At 62.6% G+C, this 14880-nt stretch carries 13 protein-coding genes; 10 read left to right on the top strand and 3 right to left on the bottom strand.

Annotated features, from left to right (window positions below; genetic code table 11):
• The first annotated feature begins 243 nt into the window (after positions 1-243).
• Positions 244-1329 carry a diacylglycerol kinase family protein gene (locus tag BMI87_RS12280; RefSeq protein ID WP_078521820.1) on the top strand — a complete coding sequence of 362 codons (1086 nt, stop codon included), beginning with the start codon at positions 244-246 and terminating at the stop codon, positions 1327-1329.
• Positions 1326-2111 carry a metallophosphoesterase gene (locus BMI87_RS12275; protein WP_078521819.1) on the top strand — a complete coding sequence of 262 codons (786 nt, stop codon included), beginning with the start codon at positions 1326-1328 and terminating at the stop codon, positions 2109-2111. The genes BMI87_RS12280 and BMI87_RS12275 overlap by 4 nt, the downstream gene beginning before the upstream one ends.
• Positions 2112-2126: 15 nt before the next feature.
• Here the strand turns inward: BMI87_RS12275 and BMI87_RS12270 are convergent, their stop codons facing one another.
• Positions 2127-2606 (bottom strand): MarR family winged helix-turn-helix transcriptional regulator, encoded by a 480-nt coding sequence (locus BMI87_RS12270; protein WP_078522117.1) that lies wholly within the window; start codon positions 2604-2606, stop codon positions 2127-2129.
• A 253-nt stretch (positions 2607-2859) separates the two neighbouring features.
• Here BMI87_RS12270 and ectA point away from each other — a divergent pair, with 253 nt between their 5' ends.
• The 7 genes from ectA to BMI87_RS12235 all read left to right on the top strand — a co-directional run bounded on the left by ectA (position 2860) and on the right by BMI87_RS12235 (position 11684).
• The gene (ectA, locus tag BMI87_RS12265) at positions 2860-3390 is read left to right on the top strand and encodes a diaminobutyrate acetyltransferase (RefSeq protein WP_232621702.1); all 531 of its coding nucleotides are present in this window, start codon (positions 2860-2862) and stop codon (positions 3388-3390) included.
• 48 nt (positions 3391-3438) lie between these two features.
• Entirely contained in the window at positions 3439-4725 is a 1287-nt protein-coding gene (gene ectB, locus BMI87_RS12260) for a diaminobutyrate--2-oxoglutarate transaminase (protein WP_098409932.1), read from the top strand.
• Between the two features lie 53 nt (positions 4726-4778).
• Entirely contained in the window at positions 4779-5180 is a 402-nt protein-coding gene (locus BMI87_RS12255) for an ectoine synthase (protein WP_078521813.1), read from the top strand.
• A gap of 10 nt (positions 5181-5190) precedes the next feature.
• Positions 5191-6621 carry an aspartate kinase gene (locus BMI87_RS12250; protein WP_256376241.1) on the top strand — a complete coding sequence of 477 codons (1431 nt, stop codon included), beginning with the start codon at positions 5191-5193 and terminating at the stop codon, positions 6619-6621.
• Between the two features lie 165 nt (positions 6622-6786).
• Positions 6787-8205, top strand: a complete 1419-nt coding sequence (locus BMI87_RS12245) for a cytochrome ubiquinol oxidase subunit I (RefSeq protein ID WP_078521809.1) — start codon at positions 6787-6789, stop codon at positions 8203-8205.
• Complete coding sequence (gene cydB / locus BMI87_RS12240) at positions 8202-9215, top strand: cytochrome d ubiquinol oxidase subunit II (protein ID WP_078521807.1); 1014 nt, start codon at positions 8202-8204, stop codon at positions 9213-9215. The genes BMI87_RS12245 and cydB overlap by 4 nt, the downstream gene beginning before the upstream one ends.
• Positions 9216-9401: 186 nt before the next feature.
• Positions 9402-11684 carry an FdhF/YdeP family oxidoreductase gene (locus BMI87_RS12235; protein ID WP_078521805.1) on the top strand — a complete coding sequence of 761 codons (2283 nt, stop codon included), beginning with the start codon at positions 9402-9404 and terminating at the stop codon, positions 11682-11684.
• Here the strand turns inward: BMI87_RS12235 and BMI87_RS12230 are convergent.
• Positions 11681-12859: an MFS transporter gene (locus BMI87_RS12230; RefSeq protein WP_078521803.1), complete on the bottom strand. Its 1179-nt coding sequence runs from the start codon at positions 12857-12859 to the stop codon at positions 11681-11683. The two genes, BMI87_RS12235 and BMI87_RS12230, sit on opposite strands and share 4 nt — an antisense overlap.
• A gap of 84 nt (positions 12860-12943) precedes the next feature.
• Positions 12944-13957 carry an SDR family NAD(P)-dependent oxidoreductase gene (locus BMI87_RS12225; protein WP_078521801.1) on the bottom strand — a complete coding sequence of 338 codons (1014 nt, stop codon included), beginning with the start codon at positions 13955-13957 and terminating at the stop codon, positions 12944-12946.
• A gap of 421 nt (positions 13958-14378) precedes the next feature.
• On the opposite strand from BMI87_RS12225, the gene rplO reads away from it, so the two are divergent.
• On the top strand, positions 14379-14846 hold the full coding sequence (rplO, locus tag BMI87_RS12220) for a 50S ribosomal protein L15 (protein WP_078521799.1): 468 nt from the start codon (positions 14379-14381) through the stop codon (positions 14844-14846).
• The last annotated feature ends 34 nt before the right edge of the window (positions 14847-14880 follow it).

Below are 14880 nucleotides of genomic sequence, written 5' to 3'. Positions count from 1 at the left end.
CTCCTGTTGCGGCAGCTTTGATTGATGCGATCCGCGCGGGCTGCCGCCGCGATATCGGTCGCGATAAGTCCCGGTTTTTCCCCAGGTTGGAATCTTCGCACAGCCACGCTCACGCGATAACGGTCGCAAGACTTGCCAAATTCCGACACTCTATGTCGTAAATAACCAAGTCCCGAGGCGCAACCTTTTCACGGACCTTTCAACCTCCCTGCGGCGTTACAGCCGCGACGAAGAGGTAACATCATGACGACCGAGCCGAAGGATTCCGTCAAACCGGAGAATGATACGGGGCCTGACAGCCTCGTGGATCGAGACGCGAAATCCGCGCTCGAGTCCGGGGTGAATGGCGGAAAAGGCGATGAAAAATTGACGAATGGCACCCCGCCGGAGCCAAGCGTCGCATTGCGCCGACAGGCGGTCGCGTTGATTGCGAACCCCTCTTCGGGCGGCAACGCGAAAGATGAAGAGGCGATCCGCCGCGCGATGGATGCGCTTGGTGATGGTGCGTCGCTTTACCGGTGGTCGCCGGAAAGCGACATTGTGGCGACCGTCCGCAAGGCGCTCGACGACGGTGCGGAGATGATCGTCGCGGCGGGCGGTGACGGCACCGCAATGGCCGTCGCGGGCGCGTTGGTGGGGCAGGAGGTGCCGATGGCCGTGCTGCCGCTCGGCACGTTCAACTTCTTTGCGCGCGGCCTGCGACTCTCCGAGAATGCGGAGGAGGCGGCGCGCGCGATCCGCGAGGGCAATGCACATCCGATCCGGGTCGGCGAGGTAAACGGGCGGGTGTTTCTGAATAATGCGTCGCTCGGTATCTACCCGTCGATCCTCAAGGCGCGCGAAGATATTTACGCCCGCTGGGGCCGTCGCCGGATCGTGGCGCATTGGTCGGTCTTCAAGACCTTCCTGCGCTTTCAGCGCCCGATGCGGCTGAAGATTACGGCGGACGGGGAAACCCGGAACCGTCGCACCGCGCTCGTCTTCATTGCGCGCTCGGCCTATCAGCTCGATTTCTTCGGGCTCGACGGGGCGACGGTCATCAGCGACGACGCTTTCGCCGTGCTGGTCGCGAAGGCGCAGAGCCGTCGCGACCTCTTCCGCCTGTCGGCGCGGCTGGTGCGCCGCAAGACCAAACAGGGCGAGGATTACGAATTGATCCGCGCGAAATCCTTCGAGATCGAAACCGCCCGAGGGCGCGGCCTGCTGGCCTTCGACGGTGAGAAATGCCGCGAAGAAAGCCCGTTCCGCTTCAAGATGTCCGACGAGCCGCTCTGGATCGTGCTGCCAGCCAAGGACACGGACACCGAGACCCAAGACGCTAACGCATGACCCGTATCGTTCACCTTTCCGATCTGCATTTCGGGCGCAGCCTGCCCGAGCTCGAGGCGCCACTGCTGACAGCGGTGAACCGCCTCGCGCCGGACCTGACGGTGATCTCCGGAGACTTCACGCAGCGCGCCCGACGCGGCCAGTTCGCGGAGGCACGGCGCTTCGTGGAACAGATCGAAAGCGAGACGCTTTCGGTGCCCGGCAATCACGACACGCCGCTCGACAACCTCTTCCTGCGGATGCTCAAGCCCTTCGGGCGCTACAGATCCGCGATCAATCATAATCTGGAGCCGGTTTTCGAGACCGATCGCGTGAAGGCGGTCGGTGTGAATACGGTGAACCGGTTCGCCTGGCAGCGCGGCAAGGTGCCCGAGCGGACGATCTCTCGGCTTTGTCGGGAGTTCGACGGCGCGGGCGAAAGACTGCGAATCGCGGTGATGCACCATCCGCTCGAACATGGGCCCGAGGTCGACAAGGCGCTTATGGACGGGGCAGGGGATGCGCTGGAGGGGATGTCGGACTGCGGCGCGGATCTGGTGCTCTCGGGGCATCTGCACAGCGGATCGGTGGCGCCTTTCTCGGCGGTCCCGGGCATCCTGTTCGTGCAGGCGGGGACGGGGCTGTCCTCGCGCCTGCGCGGCGAGCCCAATACGTTCAATGTGATTGAAGGGGGGCGCGACGCTCTGTCGATCACGCTTTACGGGGCGCGCGACATGAGCTTCGAGCCGATCGGGGCCGATGAATTCACGCGGGGCCCCGATGGGGCATGGGTCAAAGCCTGATCGGTTTGGGGCCGATCAGTTCGGCTTGCCCGAGATATCGCCCCAGTCCAGAACCGGCGCCGCGTCGATATCATGCGCGTCGAGCATCGAGGCCACGCGCTCGAGCGAGGCGATGATCTGCGCCTGCTCCCAATCTTCCAGCGCCTCGAAACGGCGCACGAAGATCTGCTGCAACGCGTCGGGGGCCTCGTCGATCGCGCTCGCGCCAAGTTCGGTAATCACGATATCGGTCTGACGGCGATCCCGCTCGGACCGCTGACGGGTCACCATGCCCTTGCGCTCGAGCTTGTCTATCAGCGCCGTCATCGTCGCCTGACTCACGCCCATGCGCTGTGCGATCGCCTTCGGCGTGGACCAACCTTTTTCGGAAATCACCTGAAGGACCCGGAACTGCGCAGGCGTCAGCCCGGCAGCCTTGGCCAGGTCGCGGCCGAACATTTCGGTCGCGCGCAGGATTCTACGCAAAGCGATCAGGCTCGTATCGACACGCTCCATCAGGCGGCGGGCCCCTTTTTTATCAAGACGACCCAGTATCGCAGAGAGTTCCGTGCTCTGCAATTGCTTGGCTTTGCTAAGTTTATCGTGTTCGTTTTTACTCATTTGCTTTGTCATGCTAATGGTATTTAGGGCTTATAAGCAAGAATATAAGGCTATAAGCGGAACTTTTCCGGGTTCCATTAGTTAGGTGGTTGAAATTTTCGACCACATGAACTACTTAGGCTACCGAAGCAAACGAGAGGAAAGAGCCGTGCCGCAAGTCGAGTCTATCAAGAAGGGTTCTAAACTGGTCTTCCGTAAGCCGGAGTCCGAAGACGGCAGCGAAATCTGGAAGCTGATCCGTCGCTGCAAGCCGCTTGATGAAAATTCGATGTATTGCAACCTTCTGCAGTGCGATCACTTCGGGGACACCTGTGTCCTCGTCGAGCGCGAAGGCGAAGTCGTCGGCTGGATTTCGGGCTACATCGCCCCGTCCGAGCCGGACACGTTCTTCGTGTGGCAAGTGGCTGTTTCCCCCGACGCACGCGGTCTTGGCCTTGGTAAGCGCATGCTGCGCCACCTCATCCAGCGCGACGTCGCCGAAGACTGCACCAAGCTGAAGACGACCATCACCGAAAGCAACGAAGCGAGCTGGGCGCTCTTCCGCTCCTTCGCACGTTCGATGGGCGGCGAGCTGACCGATGAGGCGCACTTCCACGAAGAAGACCATTTCGACGGCCACGCCTCGACCGAGCATATGGTCACCATCACCTTCCCCGAGGAGGCGCGTGCCGCCGCCTGATCTCAGGCCGCGCACCCTCCTCATTCCCCCAATTCTATGGAGTCCCCCATGACCGTTCATTCGACGGATAAGACGATCTTTACCCAACGCGAATCTGAGGCCCGCTCCTACTGCCGTGGCTTCGATACCGTTTTCACCAGCGCGCAAGGCTCGGAGTTGACCGACGCCGAGGGCAACACCTATATCGACTTCCTCGCCGGTTGCTCGTCGCTGAACTACGGGCATAACGACCCGGACATGAAGCAGGCGCTGATCGAGCACCTGACCGAAAACAAGATGGGTCACGCGCTCGACCTGCATACTGACAGCAAGGGCAAGTTCCTGAGCGCCTTTGAGGAGCACATCCTCGCCCCGCGCGGCATGGACCATAAGCTGATGTTCATCGGCCCTACCGGTGCGAACGCCGTCGAAGCCGCGATGAAAATCGCGCGCAAGGCGACCGGCCGCACCAACATCATCGCCTTCACCAACGGCTTCCATGGCGTGACCATGGGTGCGCTGGCGGCGACCGGTAACGGCTACCACCGCGGTGGCGCCGGCATGGACACGCATGGCGTGACCCGCATGCCGTACGACGCCTATGCCGATGGTGTGGATTCGGTCGCGCTGCTCGACCAGATGCTCTCGGACGCCTCGGGCGGTATCGACGCTCCGGCGGCGATCATGCTGGAGACGGTTCAGGGCGAGGGCGGTCTCAACGCCGCAAGCCCGGAATTCGTGAAAGGCGTCGAGCAAGTCGCCCGCAAGCACGGTGCGCTGTTCATCATCGACGACATTCAGGCTGGCTGCGGCCGCACCGGCACCTTCTTCTCCTTCGAGGAGATGGACGTGATGCCGGACGTCGTGACCCAAGCGAAGTCGATCTCGGGCTTCGGCATGCCGATGGCGCTGGTTCTGGTGCGTCCCGACTACGACGTGTTCGGCCCGGCCGAGCATAACGGCACCTTCCGCGGCAACACCCATGCCTTCGTGACCGCCACCGTGGCGATCGAGAAGTTCTGGGCCGACGACAAGTTCCAGAAGGAACTGGCTGTGAAATCGGACGTCCTGCGTGAAGGTCTGGCTGCTGTGGCCGATCTCGTGCCGGGTGCCTTCCTCAAGGGCCGTGGCCTGATGCAGGGTGTCGATGTCGGCACCGGCGAGTTGGCTTCGGCGATCTGTGGCCGCTGCTTCGAAAAAGGTCTCGTGATTGAGACCTCGGGCAATGACGACCAGGTCGTGAAGGTCCTCGCACCGCTGACCACGCCGATGGAACAATTCCGCAAGGGTCTGGAAATCCTGCGCGAAGCCGCCACCGAGGTGACGGGCGAGCGCACGGATATCGCGGCGGAATAATCCGCCGCCGCCTCCCCCAGCGACCAAGAAATTCAGATACGGAGACACATCACATGATCGTTCGTGATTTCAACAAGCTTAAAAACACCGACCGCGACGTGTCCGACGCCGATTGGAGCAGCGTGCGCATGCTGCTCGCCGACGACAAGATGGGCTTCAGCTTCCACATCACCACGCTGAAGGCCGGTTCGGACCACACGTTCCACTACAAGCACCATTTCGAGAGCGTCTACTGCATCTCGGGCAACGGCCACATCACCGAGCTCGACAACGGCACGCGCCACGAAATCAAGCCGGGTGTCATGTATGCGCTGAACCTGAACGACCACCATCGTCTGGTCGCAGGTGACGAAGACCTCGTCATGGCTTGCTGCTTCAACCCGCCGGTGACCGGTAACGAGGTTCACCGTGAGGACGGCTCGTATGCGCCGGCCGAAGAACTGGAAAATTCGTAAGGGGGCCAAATTGACCCACCAGAATCACACAGTCGAAAAGATTGGCGGCACCTCGATGAGCCGCGTGGACGAGTTGCTCGACACGCTGTTCATCGGAGACCGCAAGGGCGCCGATCTTTACAACCGCATTTTCGTCGTCTCTGCGTTTGGTGGCATCACCAATCTGCTGCTCGAACATAAGAAGTCGGGCGAGGCGGGCGTCTATGCGCAATTCGCCAAGGCCGATAGCGAACATGGCTGGCACGAGGCGCTGAGCCGCGTCTCGTCGGCGATGGTCGAAGCTCATGAGAGCGTGCTGACGCATCCGGGCGACATCGCGCAGGCCACCGAATTCGTGCGTGAGCGTATCGAAGGCGCGCGCAACTGCCTGATCGACCTGCAGCGCCTGTGCTCCTACGGGCACTTCCGCCTCTCGCAGCACATGCTGCAGATCCGCGAATTGCTGTCGGGTCTGGGCGAGGCGCATTCGGCCTTCGTCACCACGCTCCTGCTGCAGCGCAACGGCGTGAACGCACGTCTCGTCGACCTCTCCGGTTGGCGCGACGAGACCGATCACGACCTCGAAGGCCGGATCATGGGAGCGATGAAGGATGTCGACCCTGCGTCCGAAATGCCGATCGTGACGGGATATGCGCAATGCGCCGAAGGCCTGATGCGGGAATTTGACCGTGGCTATTCCGAGGTGACCTTCTCGAAACTCGCAGCCCTCACCGGCGCGCGCGAGGCGATCATTCACAAGGAATTCCACCTGTCCTCTGCCGACCCGAAGCTGGTGGGCGAAGGCAAGGTGCGCAAGCTGGGTCACACGAACTATGACGTGGCCGACCAGATGTCGAACATGGGCATGGAGGCGATCCACCCGAAAGCCGCCAAGACCCTGCGCCAGGCGGATGTTCCGCTGCGCGTCACCAACGCGTTCGATCCGGGCGATCCGGGCACGCTGATCGACGACAAGCCTGCCAAGGAAGCGGCGGTCGAGATGGTGACCGGCCTCGATATCATCGCGCTGGAAGTGTTCGAACAGGACATGGTCGGTGTGAAGGGCTACGACGCCAAGATCCTCGAAGTGCTGACGCGTCATGGCGTGCGCATCGTGTCGAAAGCGTCGAACGCGAACACGATCACGCACTATGTCGACGCGCCGATCGAAGTGCTCCAGAAGGTCGAGAAAGACCTCTGCGAGATTTACCCGTCGGCGGAAATCTCGGCGCGGATGCTGTCGATGGCCTCGGTCATCGGGCGTGACCTGAAGGGCCTCTCGGTTCTGACCCGGGGTCTGCAGGCAATCGCCAAGGACGGCATGGAAAGCCTCGGCGCGACCCAAGGTCCGCGCAATGTCGATGTGCAATTCGTGCTCGAACGCGGTGATCTGAAACCCGTTATCAAGGCGCTCCATGAGGAGTTCATCCCGGAAGAAAGCGCCCTCAAACAAGTCGCCTGAAATAAGCGACATTGAACTGATGAAGCCCGTGCGGATCTCCGTGCGGGCTTTTTTCTTTGGCTGCGACAACCCGTCCCAGTTGGGCTTTGAACCACGCTCCGGCGGTTGCCGTATCCTCGGGCAAGTCTAGTTCTTATCACGCAACGTGCAGAAACGCGGACGGCCATGAGCATTTTCGACATACCGACACTCGATCTGGCGCGGGCACAATTCGCCTTCGTCGTCTCGGCGCATATCGTCTTTCCAGCCTTCTCCATCGGGACGGCAAGTTACCTGATGGTGCTGGAAGCCCTGCGGATGATTACCGGCAAGGAGGTCTTCCTGAGGATCTTCGAGTTCTGGAAACACATCTTCGCGGTGGTCTTCGGCATGGGCGTCGTCTCGGGCGTCGTGATGTCTTACGAGTTCGGCCTGAACTTCGCGCATTTCTCCGACAAGGCGGGACCGGTGATCGGGCCGCTGATGGGTTACGAGGTGATGACGGCCTTCTTCCTAGAGGCGGGCTTCCTCGGGATCATGCTCTTCGGGCGCAACCGGGTGAACAAGTGGATCTACATGTTCGCCGTGACGATGGTGGCCTTCGGCACGTTGCTCTCGGCCTTCTGGATCCTCTCCGTGAACAGCTGGATGCAGACGCCCGCGGGCTTTGCGATGAACGATGTCGGCCAGTTCATTCCGAAGGACTGGTGGGAGGTGATCTTCAACCCCTCGCTGCCCTATCGCTTCGTGCATATGGTGCTGGCGGCCTACCTGACCACGGCGCTCGTCGTGGCCGGGGTCGGGGCTTGGCATCACATCAGGGGTACGGCGGATGATGCGGTGCGCACGATGTTCCGCATGGCAGTGGCGATGATCCTCGTGACCGCGCCGATCCAGATCCTTGCAGGCGACCAGCACGGGCTTAACACGCTCGAACATCAGCCTGCCAAGATCGCGGCGATGGAAGGGCATTGGGAGACCAGCAAGGGCGCAGGCCTGATCCTGTTCGGCATCCCGAACCCGAGCCAGGAGCGCACCGATTACAAGATCGAGGTGCCCTATGCGTCCTCGCTGATCCTGACGCACTCGCTTGACGGCGAAGTGCCCGGCCTCGGGGACTTCCCGCCGAATGAACGCCCGCCGATGACGATCGTCTTCTTCACTTTCCGGATCATGGTGGGTCTTGGCTTCGCCTTCGCGGCGATCGGGCTCTGGGGCGGCTGGCTGATGTGGCGCAAGCGCCTGCACGAGCCGGGGCTGTTCCATAAAGTGGCGCTGGTCTTCGCGCCGGGCGGGTTCCTCGCGATCATCATGGGCTGGTTCACCACCGAATTCGGCCGCCAGCCCTATACGGTCTATGGCCATTTCACGACGGCGGAGTCGGTGTCTAACCTCAGCCATGGCGCAGCCTGGGCGGCGCTGATCGGCTTCGTGGTCGTTTATGCCTTCCTGTTCGGCTCGGGCACCTTCTACCTGCTGCGACTGATGCGGCGCGGGCCGGAGTCGGCGGAGCCGGTGGAGAATACACCCCAGCGCGCCGGCGGCGTGGCGGGCGCGATGCTCGCCAATGATGTGACGACCGAGAAAGAGGAGGCCCACGTATGAGCGGCTTCGCCCATTATCTGCCCGACATCTGGGCCGCGATCATCGCCTTCGCGATCCTGACCTATGTCGTCCTCGACGGGTTCGACCTCGGCATCGGCATCCTCTTTCCCTTCCTCGGCTCCGAGGAGAACCGGACCCGCGCGATGAATTCGGTCGCGCCGGTCTGGGACGGTAACGAGACATGGTTGGTGATGGGCGGGGGCGGTCTGCTCGCCGTCTTCCCGCTGGCTTACGGGATCATCCTGAACGCGCTTTATGTTCCGATCATCATCATGCTGCTCTCGCTCGCCTTTCGTGGCGTGGCCTTCGAGTTTCGGGGCAAGACCCGGCGCTGGCAGAAACTCTGGGACAAGGCGTTCTTCGGTGGCTCGCTGATCGCGACGCTGGCGCAGGGCGCGATCCTCGGCGGGCTGCTGCGCGGCCCCGAAGTGACCGACCGTACCTTCACCGGCGGCCCGTTCGACTGGGTGAGCTGGTTCTCGCTCGGCACGGCGCTGGCGCTGGTCGCGGGCTATGTGATGCTGGGCTCGGCCTGGCTTGTCATCAAGACCTCGCACGGGCTTTACGATCTGGCGCGGCGCGTCGGGCAGGTGTCGCTGATCGTGACGCTCGGGTTTATCGCTCTCGCCTCGCTCGCGACGCCGTTCCTGCATCCCGAATATTATCACCGCTGGTTCCAGTGGCCGGGCGTCATCTGGAGCGCCGTGGTGCCGCTGTTGCTGATGGTGGCGGGCTTCGGCTACTGGACTGCCATTCGATCGGATCGCGGCGTGGTCGCCTATCTTTCGGGGATAGCGATTTTTATCCTGTGCTTCATGGGGCTCGGCCTGTCGATCTTTCCCTATATCGTGCCCGCCTCGATCACGATCCGCGAGGCGTCGACCACGGCAATGTCGCAGGGCTTCATTCTGGTCGGTGCGGCGATCTTCCTGCCGATCATTCTCGCCTATACGGCCTACGCCTATTGGGTGTTCCGCGGCAAGACGTCGGAGCATGAGCATCACTACTGAGTGAGACTACGGGACGGCCGGAACCGACCGGGCGCAGGCAGGGTTGGAACGATGTGACCAACATCCCGCGCATCATAAGCAGAGCCTTTCCCTCTGCGGACTTCAGCCGGTCGGCTGGCCTGCGCGCGCCCGTCGGGGCGCGCGCAATTTTATGTGCGCGGATCGACCCCGGAGGAGCTACGCGCCATGTCTGACAAGCTTGATAAACTACCCGAAGAAAGCGGCCCCTCCGGTGGTTGGGGCTCGATGCGGGGCATTGCCCGGGTCTTCGGCGAGTCCTGGCCCTCGCCCGATGTGCTGCGCGAGCTGGAGCGCCAGAACAAACCGGGCGGTCTCATGTGCTCGTCCTGTGCTTTCCCGAAACCTGCCAATTACCACCCGTTCGAATTCTGCGAGAACGGGGCGAAGGCGACGCTGTGGGAGATGACCAAGTCGCGCCACACGCCCGAGTTCTGGGACGACCACACGGTCTCGGACCTGATGGACTGGTCCGATCACGAGCTGGAGAAGACCGGCCGTCTGACCGCGCCTATGCGCTACGACCGCGCCAGTGATCGCTATGTCGAGGTCAGCTGGGACGAGGCCTTCTCCGAGATCGGGTCGATCCTGAAAGGCCTGCCGAAGCAAGAGGTCGTATTCTATTCCTCGGGCCACGCCGGGCTGGAGGCCAGCTATCTCTGGGCGCTGATGGCGCGCGCCTATGGCAACAACAACCTGCCGCAAAGCTCGAACATGTGTCACGAGACGACCTCGGTCGGCCTGAAGAAGGTGATCGGCTCGTCGGTGGGAACGGTACTTTGGGAAGACCTGGAAGAAACGGATTGCTACTTCTTCTTCGGACAGAACCCCGGCACCAACTCGCCGCGCTTCCTGCATCCGCTGAAGGCGGCGAAGGATCGGGGCGCGAAGATCGTCACCTTCAACCCGGTGAAAGAGCAGGGGCTCGTCAGCTTCGTCGATCCGCAGAACATCCGTGACATGGCGACTGGGCGTGAGACGATCATCTCCGATCAGTATCACCAACTCAAAGCGGGCTCGGACATCGCGGCGCTGACCGGCCTGTGCAAGGCGGTCATCGAAGAGGATGAGAAGGCGCAGGCACAGGGCCGCTCAGCGATCATCGACTGGGACTTCCTGAAGGAACACGCTGTCAATTATGACGGGTTCCTGACCTTCTGCCGGACGACGCCATGGGAAAAGATCACCGAGGAATGCGGGCTGTCCGAGGCCGAGCTACGGCAGGCGGCCGACATCTATATCCACGCCGAGAAGGTCATCGGCGTTTATGGCATGGGGCTGACCCAGCATGCCCATGGCGCGACCAATATCGGGATGCTGGTGAACTTCCTCGCGCTGCGCGGAAATATCGGTCGCAAGGGCGCGGGCTGCTGTCCGGTGCGCGGACACTCCAACGTTCAGGGCCAGCGGACCGTCGGCATTGCCGAGAAGGCCAAGCTGATCCCGATGGACAAGCTCCGCGAGCTTTACGGCTTCGAGCCGCCGCAGGAAGACGGCTTCCACATCGTCGATGCGGCGCAGGCGATGATGGAAGGCAAGGTTTCGGCCATGTTCTCGCTTGGCGGTAACCTCGTGCGTGCGCTGCCCGATAGCGAGCGGATCGAAGAGGCGTGGCCGAAGCAGAAGCTGACGGTGATGATCTCGACCAAGCTCAACCGCTCGCATCTCTATCCGGGCGAGGTGGCCTATATCCTGCCGTGTCTCAGCCGGTCCGAGAGGGACGAGCAAGAAACCGGCAACCAATATGTCTCGGTCGAGGATAGCTTCTCGAAAATCCACGGCTCGCTTGGCAAAAGCGCGCCCGCCTCGGACAAGCTGAAATCCGAACTGGCTATTACCTGCGGCATCGCGAAAGCCGCCTGCGATCCGAACCCGAAACTGCAATGGGACGAATGGGTGAAGGATTATTCCGTGGTCCGCGATCTGATCGAGGCGACTTACCCAGACGACTTCCGCGGCTTCAACGCGCGGATGAACGAGCCGGGCGGCTTCTGGCGCGGCAACCCGGCGCATGATCGCATCTGGAAGACGGAAAGCGGGAAGCTGGAATTCACCACGCCGTCCAAGCTCAACGCGCTTGGCTTCGAGGACAAGCCGGGTCGTTTCCGGATGATCACCATGCGCTCGAACGACCAGTTCAACACCACGATCTACGGCTATTCGGACCGGTTCCGCGGCATCGAAGGGACGCGCGACGTGCTGTTGATGAACAAGATCGACATGGCCGATCTGGGGCTCGAGCACGGCGATCCGGTCGTGGTCCATGGCGACATGGATGACGGCGTCGCGCGCCGCAAGACCGGGCTGAAGGTCATCACCTTCGAGCTGCCGCGCGGCACGGTCGGGGGCTATTACCCGGAATGCAACGTGCTGGTGCCGGTGGGGCTCAATGACGAGCTGTCGAAGACGCCCGGCTCCAAGGGCGTCCCGGTTCGCATCGAGAAGGCCTAAGCGGGAACGGCGGCGGGGCGGCGGCTATCGAGCCATGCGATGGCAAGGAAGACGAGCCCCGCCGCCGCCAGCCCCGCGCCGACATAGCCGGTAGCCGTCCAGCCATAGCCGTTCGCAAGTGCGATCCCGGCAAGGAACGGCCCGATCGCATTGGCAAGGTTGAAAGCCGCGTGGTTGAGCGCGGCGGCGAGCGTCTGCGCCTCGCCCGCGACCTCCATCAGCCGCATCTGCATCGGGATCACCATCCCGGCGGTCGACCCCAGTGCGATCATGGCCACGGACATCGCCACCCAGTTGCCGATCGTGAAGGTGTAGAGGATCGACATCACGATCATCCCGCAAAGCAGGATCACGCCTGCGCCGAAGCGCGACCAGTCAGACAGCTTGCCCGAGATCCAGTTGCCCAGCGTGCCGCCCACGCCGAAGGCCGACAGCGCCACGGGGATCGTCCAGGCGGGGCCCGCCTGCGTGTCGATCATCGCCGCCGACAGGTAGGAATAGACCGCGAAGATGCCGCCGAAGCCGATCGAACCCACCAGCAGCGTCAGCCAGACCGAGCGATTGGCCAGCGCGCCCAGCTCGCGCATCGGGCTGGCATTCGGGTCGCGCGGCGTCGCGGGGGCGACGCGCGCGATCATCAATGCGGAGGCCGCGCAGATCACCGCGACGATGGCAAAGCCCCAGCGCCAGCCGAAATTCTGACCGATCGCACCCGCGAGTGGCACGCCCACGATATTTGCAATGGTCAGCCCGGTGATCACCATCGCAATGCCTTGCGCGCGTTTGCCCACGGGCATCAGATCGGCGGCGAACAGCATCGCCATCCCGAAATAGGCGCCATGCGGCAGGCCCGAGGCGAAGCGCGCCGCCATGAAGCTATCCATATTCGGTGCGAACCCGGCCAGCAGGTTCGCCACCGCATAGAACCCCATCAACCCGATCAGGAACTGCTTGCGCGGGATTTTCGCACCGATCACCGCCAGAAGCGGCGCGCCGATCACAACGCCAAGGGCATAGGCCGAGATCGCATGACCCGCCCGCGCCTCGGAGATCCCGAAATCGGACGCGTAATAGGGCAGCAGCCCCATGGACGCGAATTCGATCACGCCGATACCGAAAGTGCCAAGGGCCAGCGACAGGATCACGGCCCGCGCGTGGCGGGGTTCGAGCGTCATGGGTAGTCTCCGAAAATAGGTGTAGCGCCGGGTATCAGCCCCGTGACTTAGGCGATCGCTGCGCTGCGGCAAGGGGAAGAGGGGTTATTTCCCGTAATAGTCGCGGAACCACGCCACGAATTTCGCGATCCCCTCGCGCACATCGGTCTGCGGGCGATAGCCGGTGAGGGATTGCAGAAGCGAGGCATCTGCCCAGGTCGCGGGCACGTCGCCTTTCTGCATCTCCATGTAATTGCGCTTTGCGGGGCGGCCCAGCTCGGCCTCCAGCGCATCGACGAAATCCAGAAGCTTCACCTTGTCGGAATTGCCGATATTGACGATCCGGTAGGGGGCCACGGGCGAGAGGCTGTCGCCCTCGGCAATCTCGTCGCGCGACGCGGGGCGCTCGGGGACTGCGTCGATCAGCAGGCGGATGCCGCGCACGAGGTCTTCGACATAGGTGAAGTCGCGATACATCTCGCCGTGATTATAGATGTCGATGGGGCGGTCGTTGAGGATCGCGTCGGTGAACTTGAACAGCGCCATATCGGGACGGCCCCACGGTCCATAGACCGTGAAGAAGCGGAACATCGTCGTCGGCAGGTTCCACAGATGGGCATAGGAATGGCCCATCGACTCGGTCGCCTTCTTCGTCGCCGCATAGATCGTTAGCTGCGTGTCGGCCTTGTCGGTCTCGGCATAGGGCATGTCCTCGTTCGCCCCGTAGACAGAGGAGGTCGAGGCCATCAGAAGGTGCTGCACCTCGTGGCGGCGCGCGGCTTCCATCACGTTGAAGGTGCCGACGATATTCGCGTCGATATAGGCGCGGGGCTGCTCGAGGCTGTAGCGCACGCCGGCCTGGGCTGCGAGATGGACGATGATCTCGGGTTTGAACTCATCCGCCATCGCGTCGAAGGTTTCGAGATCTTCGAGCATCCCCTCGGTCGCGGAGAAATTCGGGCTCTGCAGCAGCATCGCATGGCGGCGCTGTTTCAGGGCGACATCGTAATAGTCGGTCATCCCGTCATAGCCATGCACCCGGTAGCCCTCGTCGAGCAGCAGCTTCGCCAGATGGTAGCCGATGAAACCTGCGGTGCCGGTGATCAGGATGCGCGTCATGAAAGTCCCTCGCCAATGCTGTCTGTGCAGTAGCGAGCGGGGGGCGGGAAGGTCAAGCGCCGCGCGGAATATGAGAAGGCCCCGGTCGTGCGGACAGCTTCGTTTGCTCGGGCTCGCCGACCGGCGCGTTGGCGTCTATATAGACCACCAGCTGGTTCATCGCGGTATCGTGATAGGGCGGCGAGAGACCGGCGGCGCCATACCACGCCTGAGGTGCGTGACCTCCCGGCGGCAAGCCCGGTGGGGCAGGGCGCGCGCTGGCCGCGACACCGCCCCGATTGCGCGAAAACGCGGGAGTTGCGTGCGCGGGGCAAACGCACTATACGCCCCCGGTGGCCCGACGGCCGCATCAGAATCAACATGAAAAGCCGTGTCCCTTCCGCACTCGCTTCGGGAAGGTGTTCCGGCAAGGAGAAGCGATATGAAACTCAATGAACTGCGCGACAACGACGGCGCGGCCCAGAAGAAAAAACGCGTCGCCCGCGGTCCCGGCTCGGGCAAAGGCAAGATGGCTGGCCGTGGTATCAAAGGTCAGAAGTCGCGTTCGGGTGTGGCCCTGAACGGTTACGAAGGCGGCCAGATGCCGCTCTATCGTCGTCTTCCGAAGCGTGGCTTCACCAAGCCGAACGCGAAGAAGTTCAACGTCGTGAACCTCGGCCAGATCGAGAAATTCATCGAGGCCGGCAAGCTCGACGCGAAGTCGGACATCACCGAAGACGCGCTGGTCGCGGCCGGTGTCGTGCGCCGCAAGCTCGATGGCGTGCGTGTTCTCGCCAAGGGCGACATCAAGTCGAAAGTGGCTCTGAAGGTCACCGGCGCTTCGAAATCGGCCGTTGAGGCTGTCGAGAAGGCTGGCGGCTCGGTCACGGTGGCGCAGGCCGCTGAATAAGCTGTTGTGAGCGGGCCCCGGCCCGATTACATAG

Origin of the sequence: Thioclava sp. F28-4 (genome assembly GCF_002020045.1) — a bacterium.
GTDB classification, from domain to species: domain Bacteria; phylum Pseudomonadota; class Alphaproteobacteria; order Rhodobacterales; family Rhodobacteraceae; genus Thioclava; species Thioclava sediminum.
Note: the sequence above shows the minus strand (reverse complement) of the source record. Positions and strands in the feature narration are given on the sequence as shown.

Excerpts from the sequence above, each read along its gene's own strand:
- BMI87_RS12280 (WP_078521820.1), top strand. The coding sequence starts at position 244 with ATGACGACCGAGCCGAAGGATTCCGTCAAACCGGAGAATGATACGGGG.
- BMI87_RS12275 (WP_078521819.1), top strand. The coding sequence starts at position 1,326 with ATGACCCGTATCGTTCACCTTTCCGATCTGCATTTCGGGCGCAGCCTG.
- BMI87_RS12270 (WP_078522117.1), bottom strand. The coding sequence starts at position 2,606 with ATGGAGCGTGTCGATACGAGCCTGATCGCTTTGCGTAGAATCCTGCGC.
- ectB (WP_098409932.1), top strand. The coding sequence starts at position 3,439 with ATGACCGTTCATTCGACGGATAAGACGATCTTTACCCAACGCGAATCT.
- BMI87_RS12255 (WP_078521813.1), top strand. The coding sequence starts at position 4,779 with ATGATCGTTCGTGATTTCAACAAGCTTAAAAACACCGACCGCGACGTG.
- BMI87_RS12245 (WP_078521809.1), top strand. The coding sequence starts at position 6,787 with ATGAGCATTTTCGACATACCGACACTCGATCTGGCGCGGGCACAATTC.
- cydB (WP_078521807.1), top strand. The coding sequence starts at position 8,202 with ATGAGCGGCTTCGCCCATTATCTGCCCGACATCTGGGCCGCGATCATC.
- BMI87_RS12235 (WP_078521805.1), top strand. The coding sequence starts at position 9,402 with ATGTCTGACAAGCTTGATAAACTACCCGAAGAAAGCGGCCCCTCCGGT.
- BMI87_RS12230 (WP_078521803.1), bottom strand. The coding sequence starts at position 12,859 with ATGACGCTCGAACCCCGCCACGCGCGGGCCGTGATCCTGTCGCTGGCC.
- BMI87_RS12225 (WP_078521801.1), bottom strand. The coding sequence starts at position 13,957 with ATGACGCGCATCCTGATCACCGGCACCGCAGGTTTCATCGGCTACCAT.
- rplO (WP_078521799.1), top strand. The coding sequence starts at position 14,379 with ATGAAACTCAATGAACTGCGCGACAACGACGGCGCGGCCCAGAAGAAA.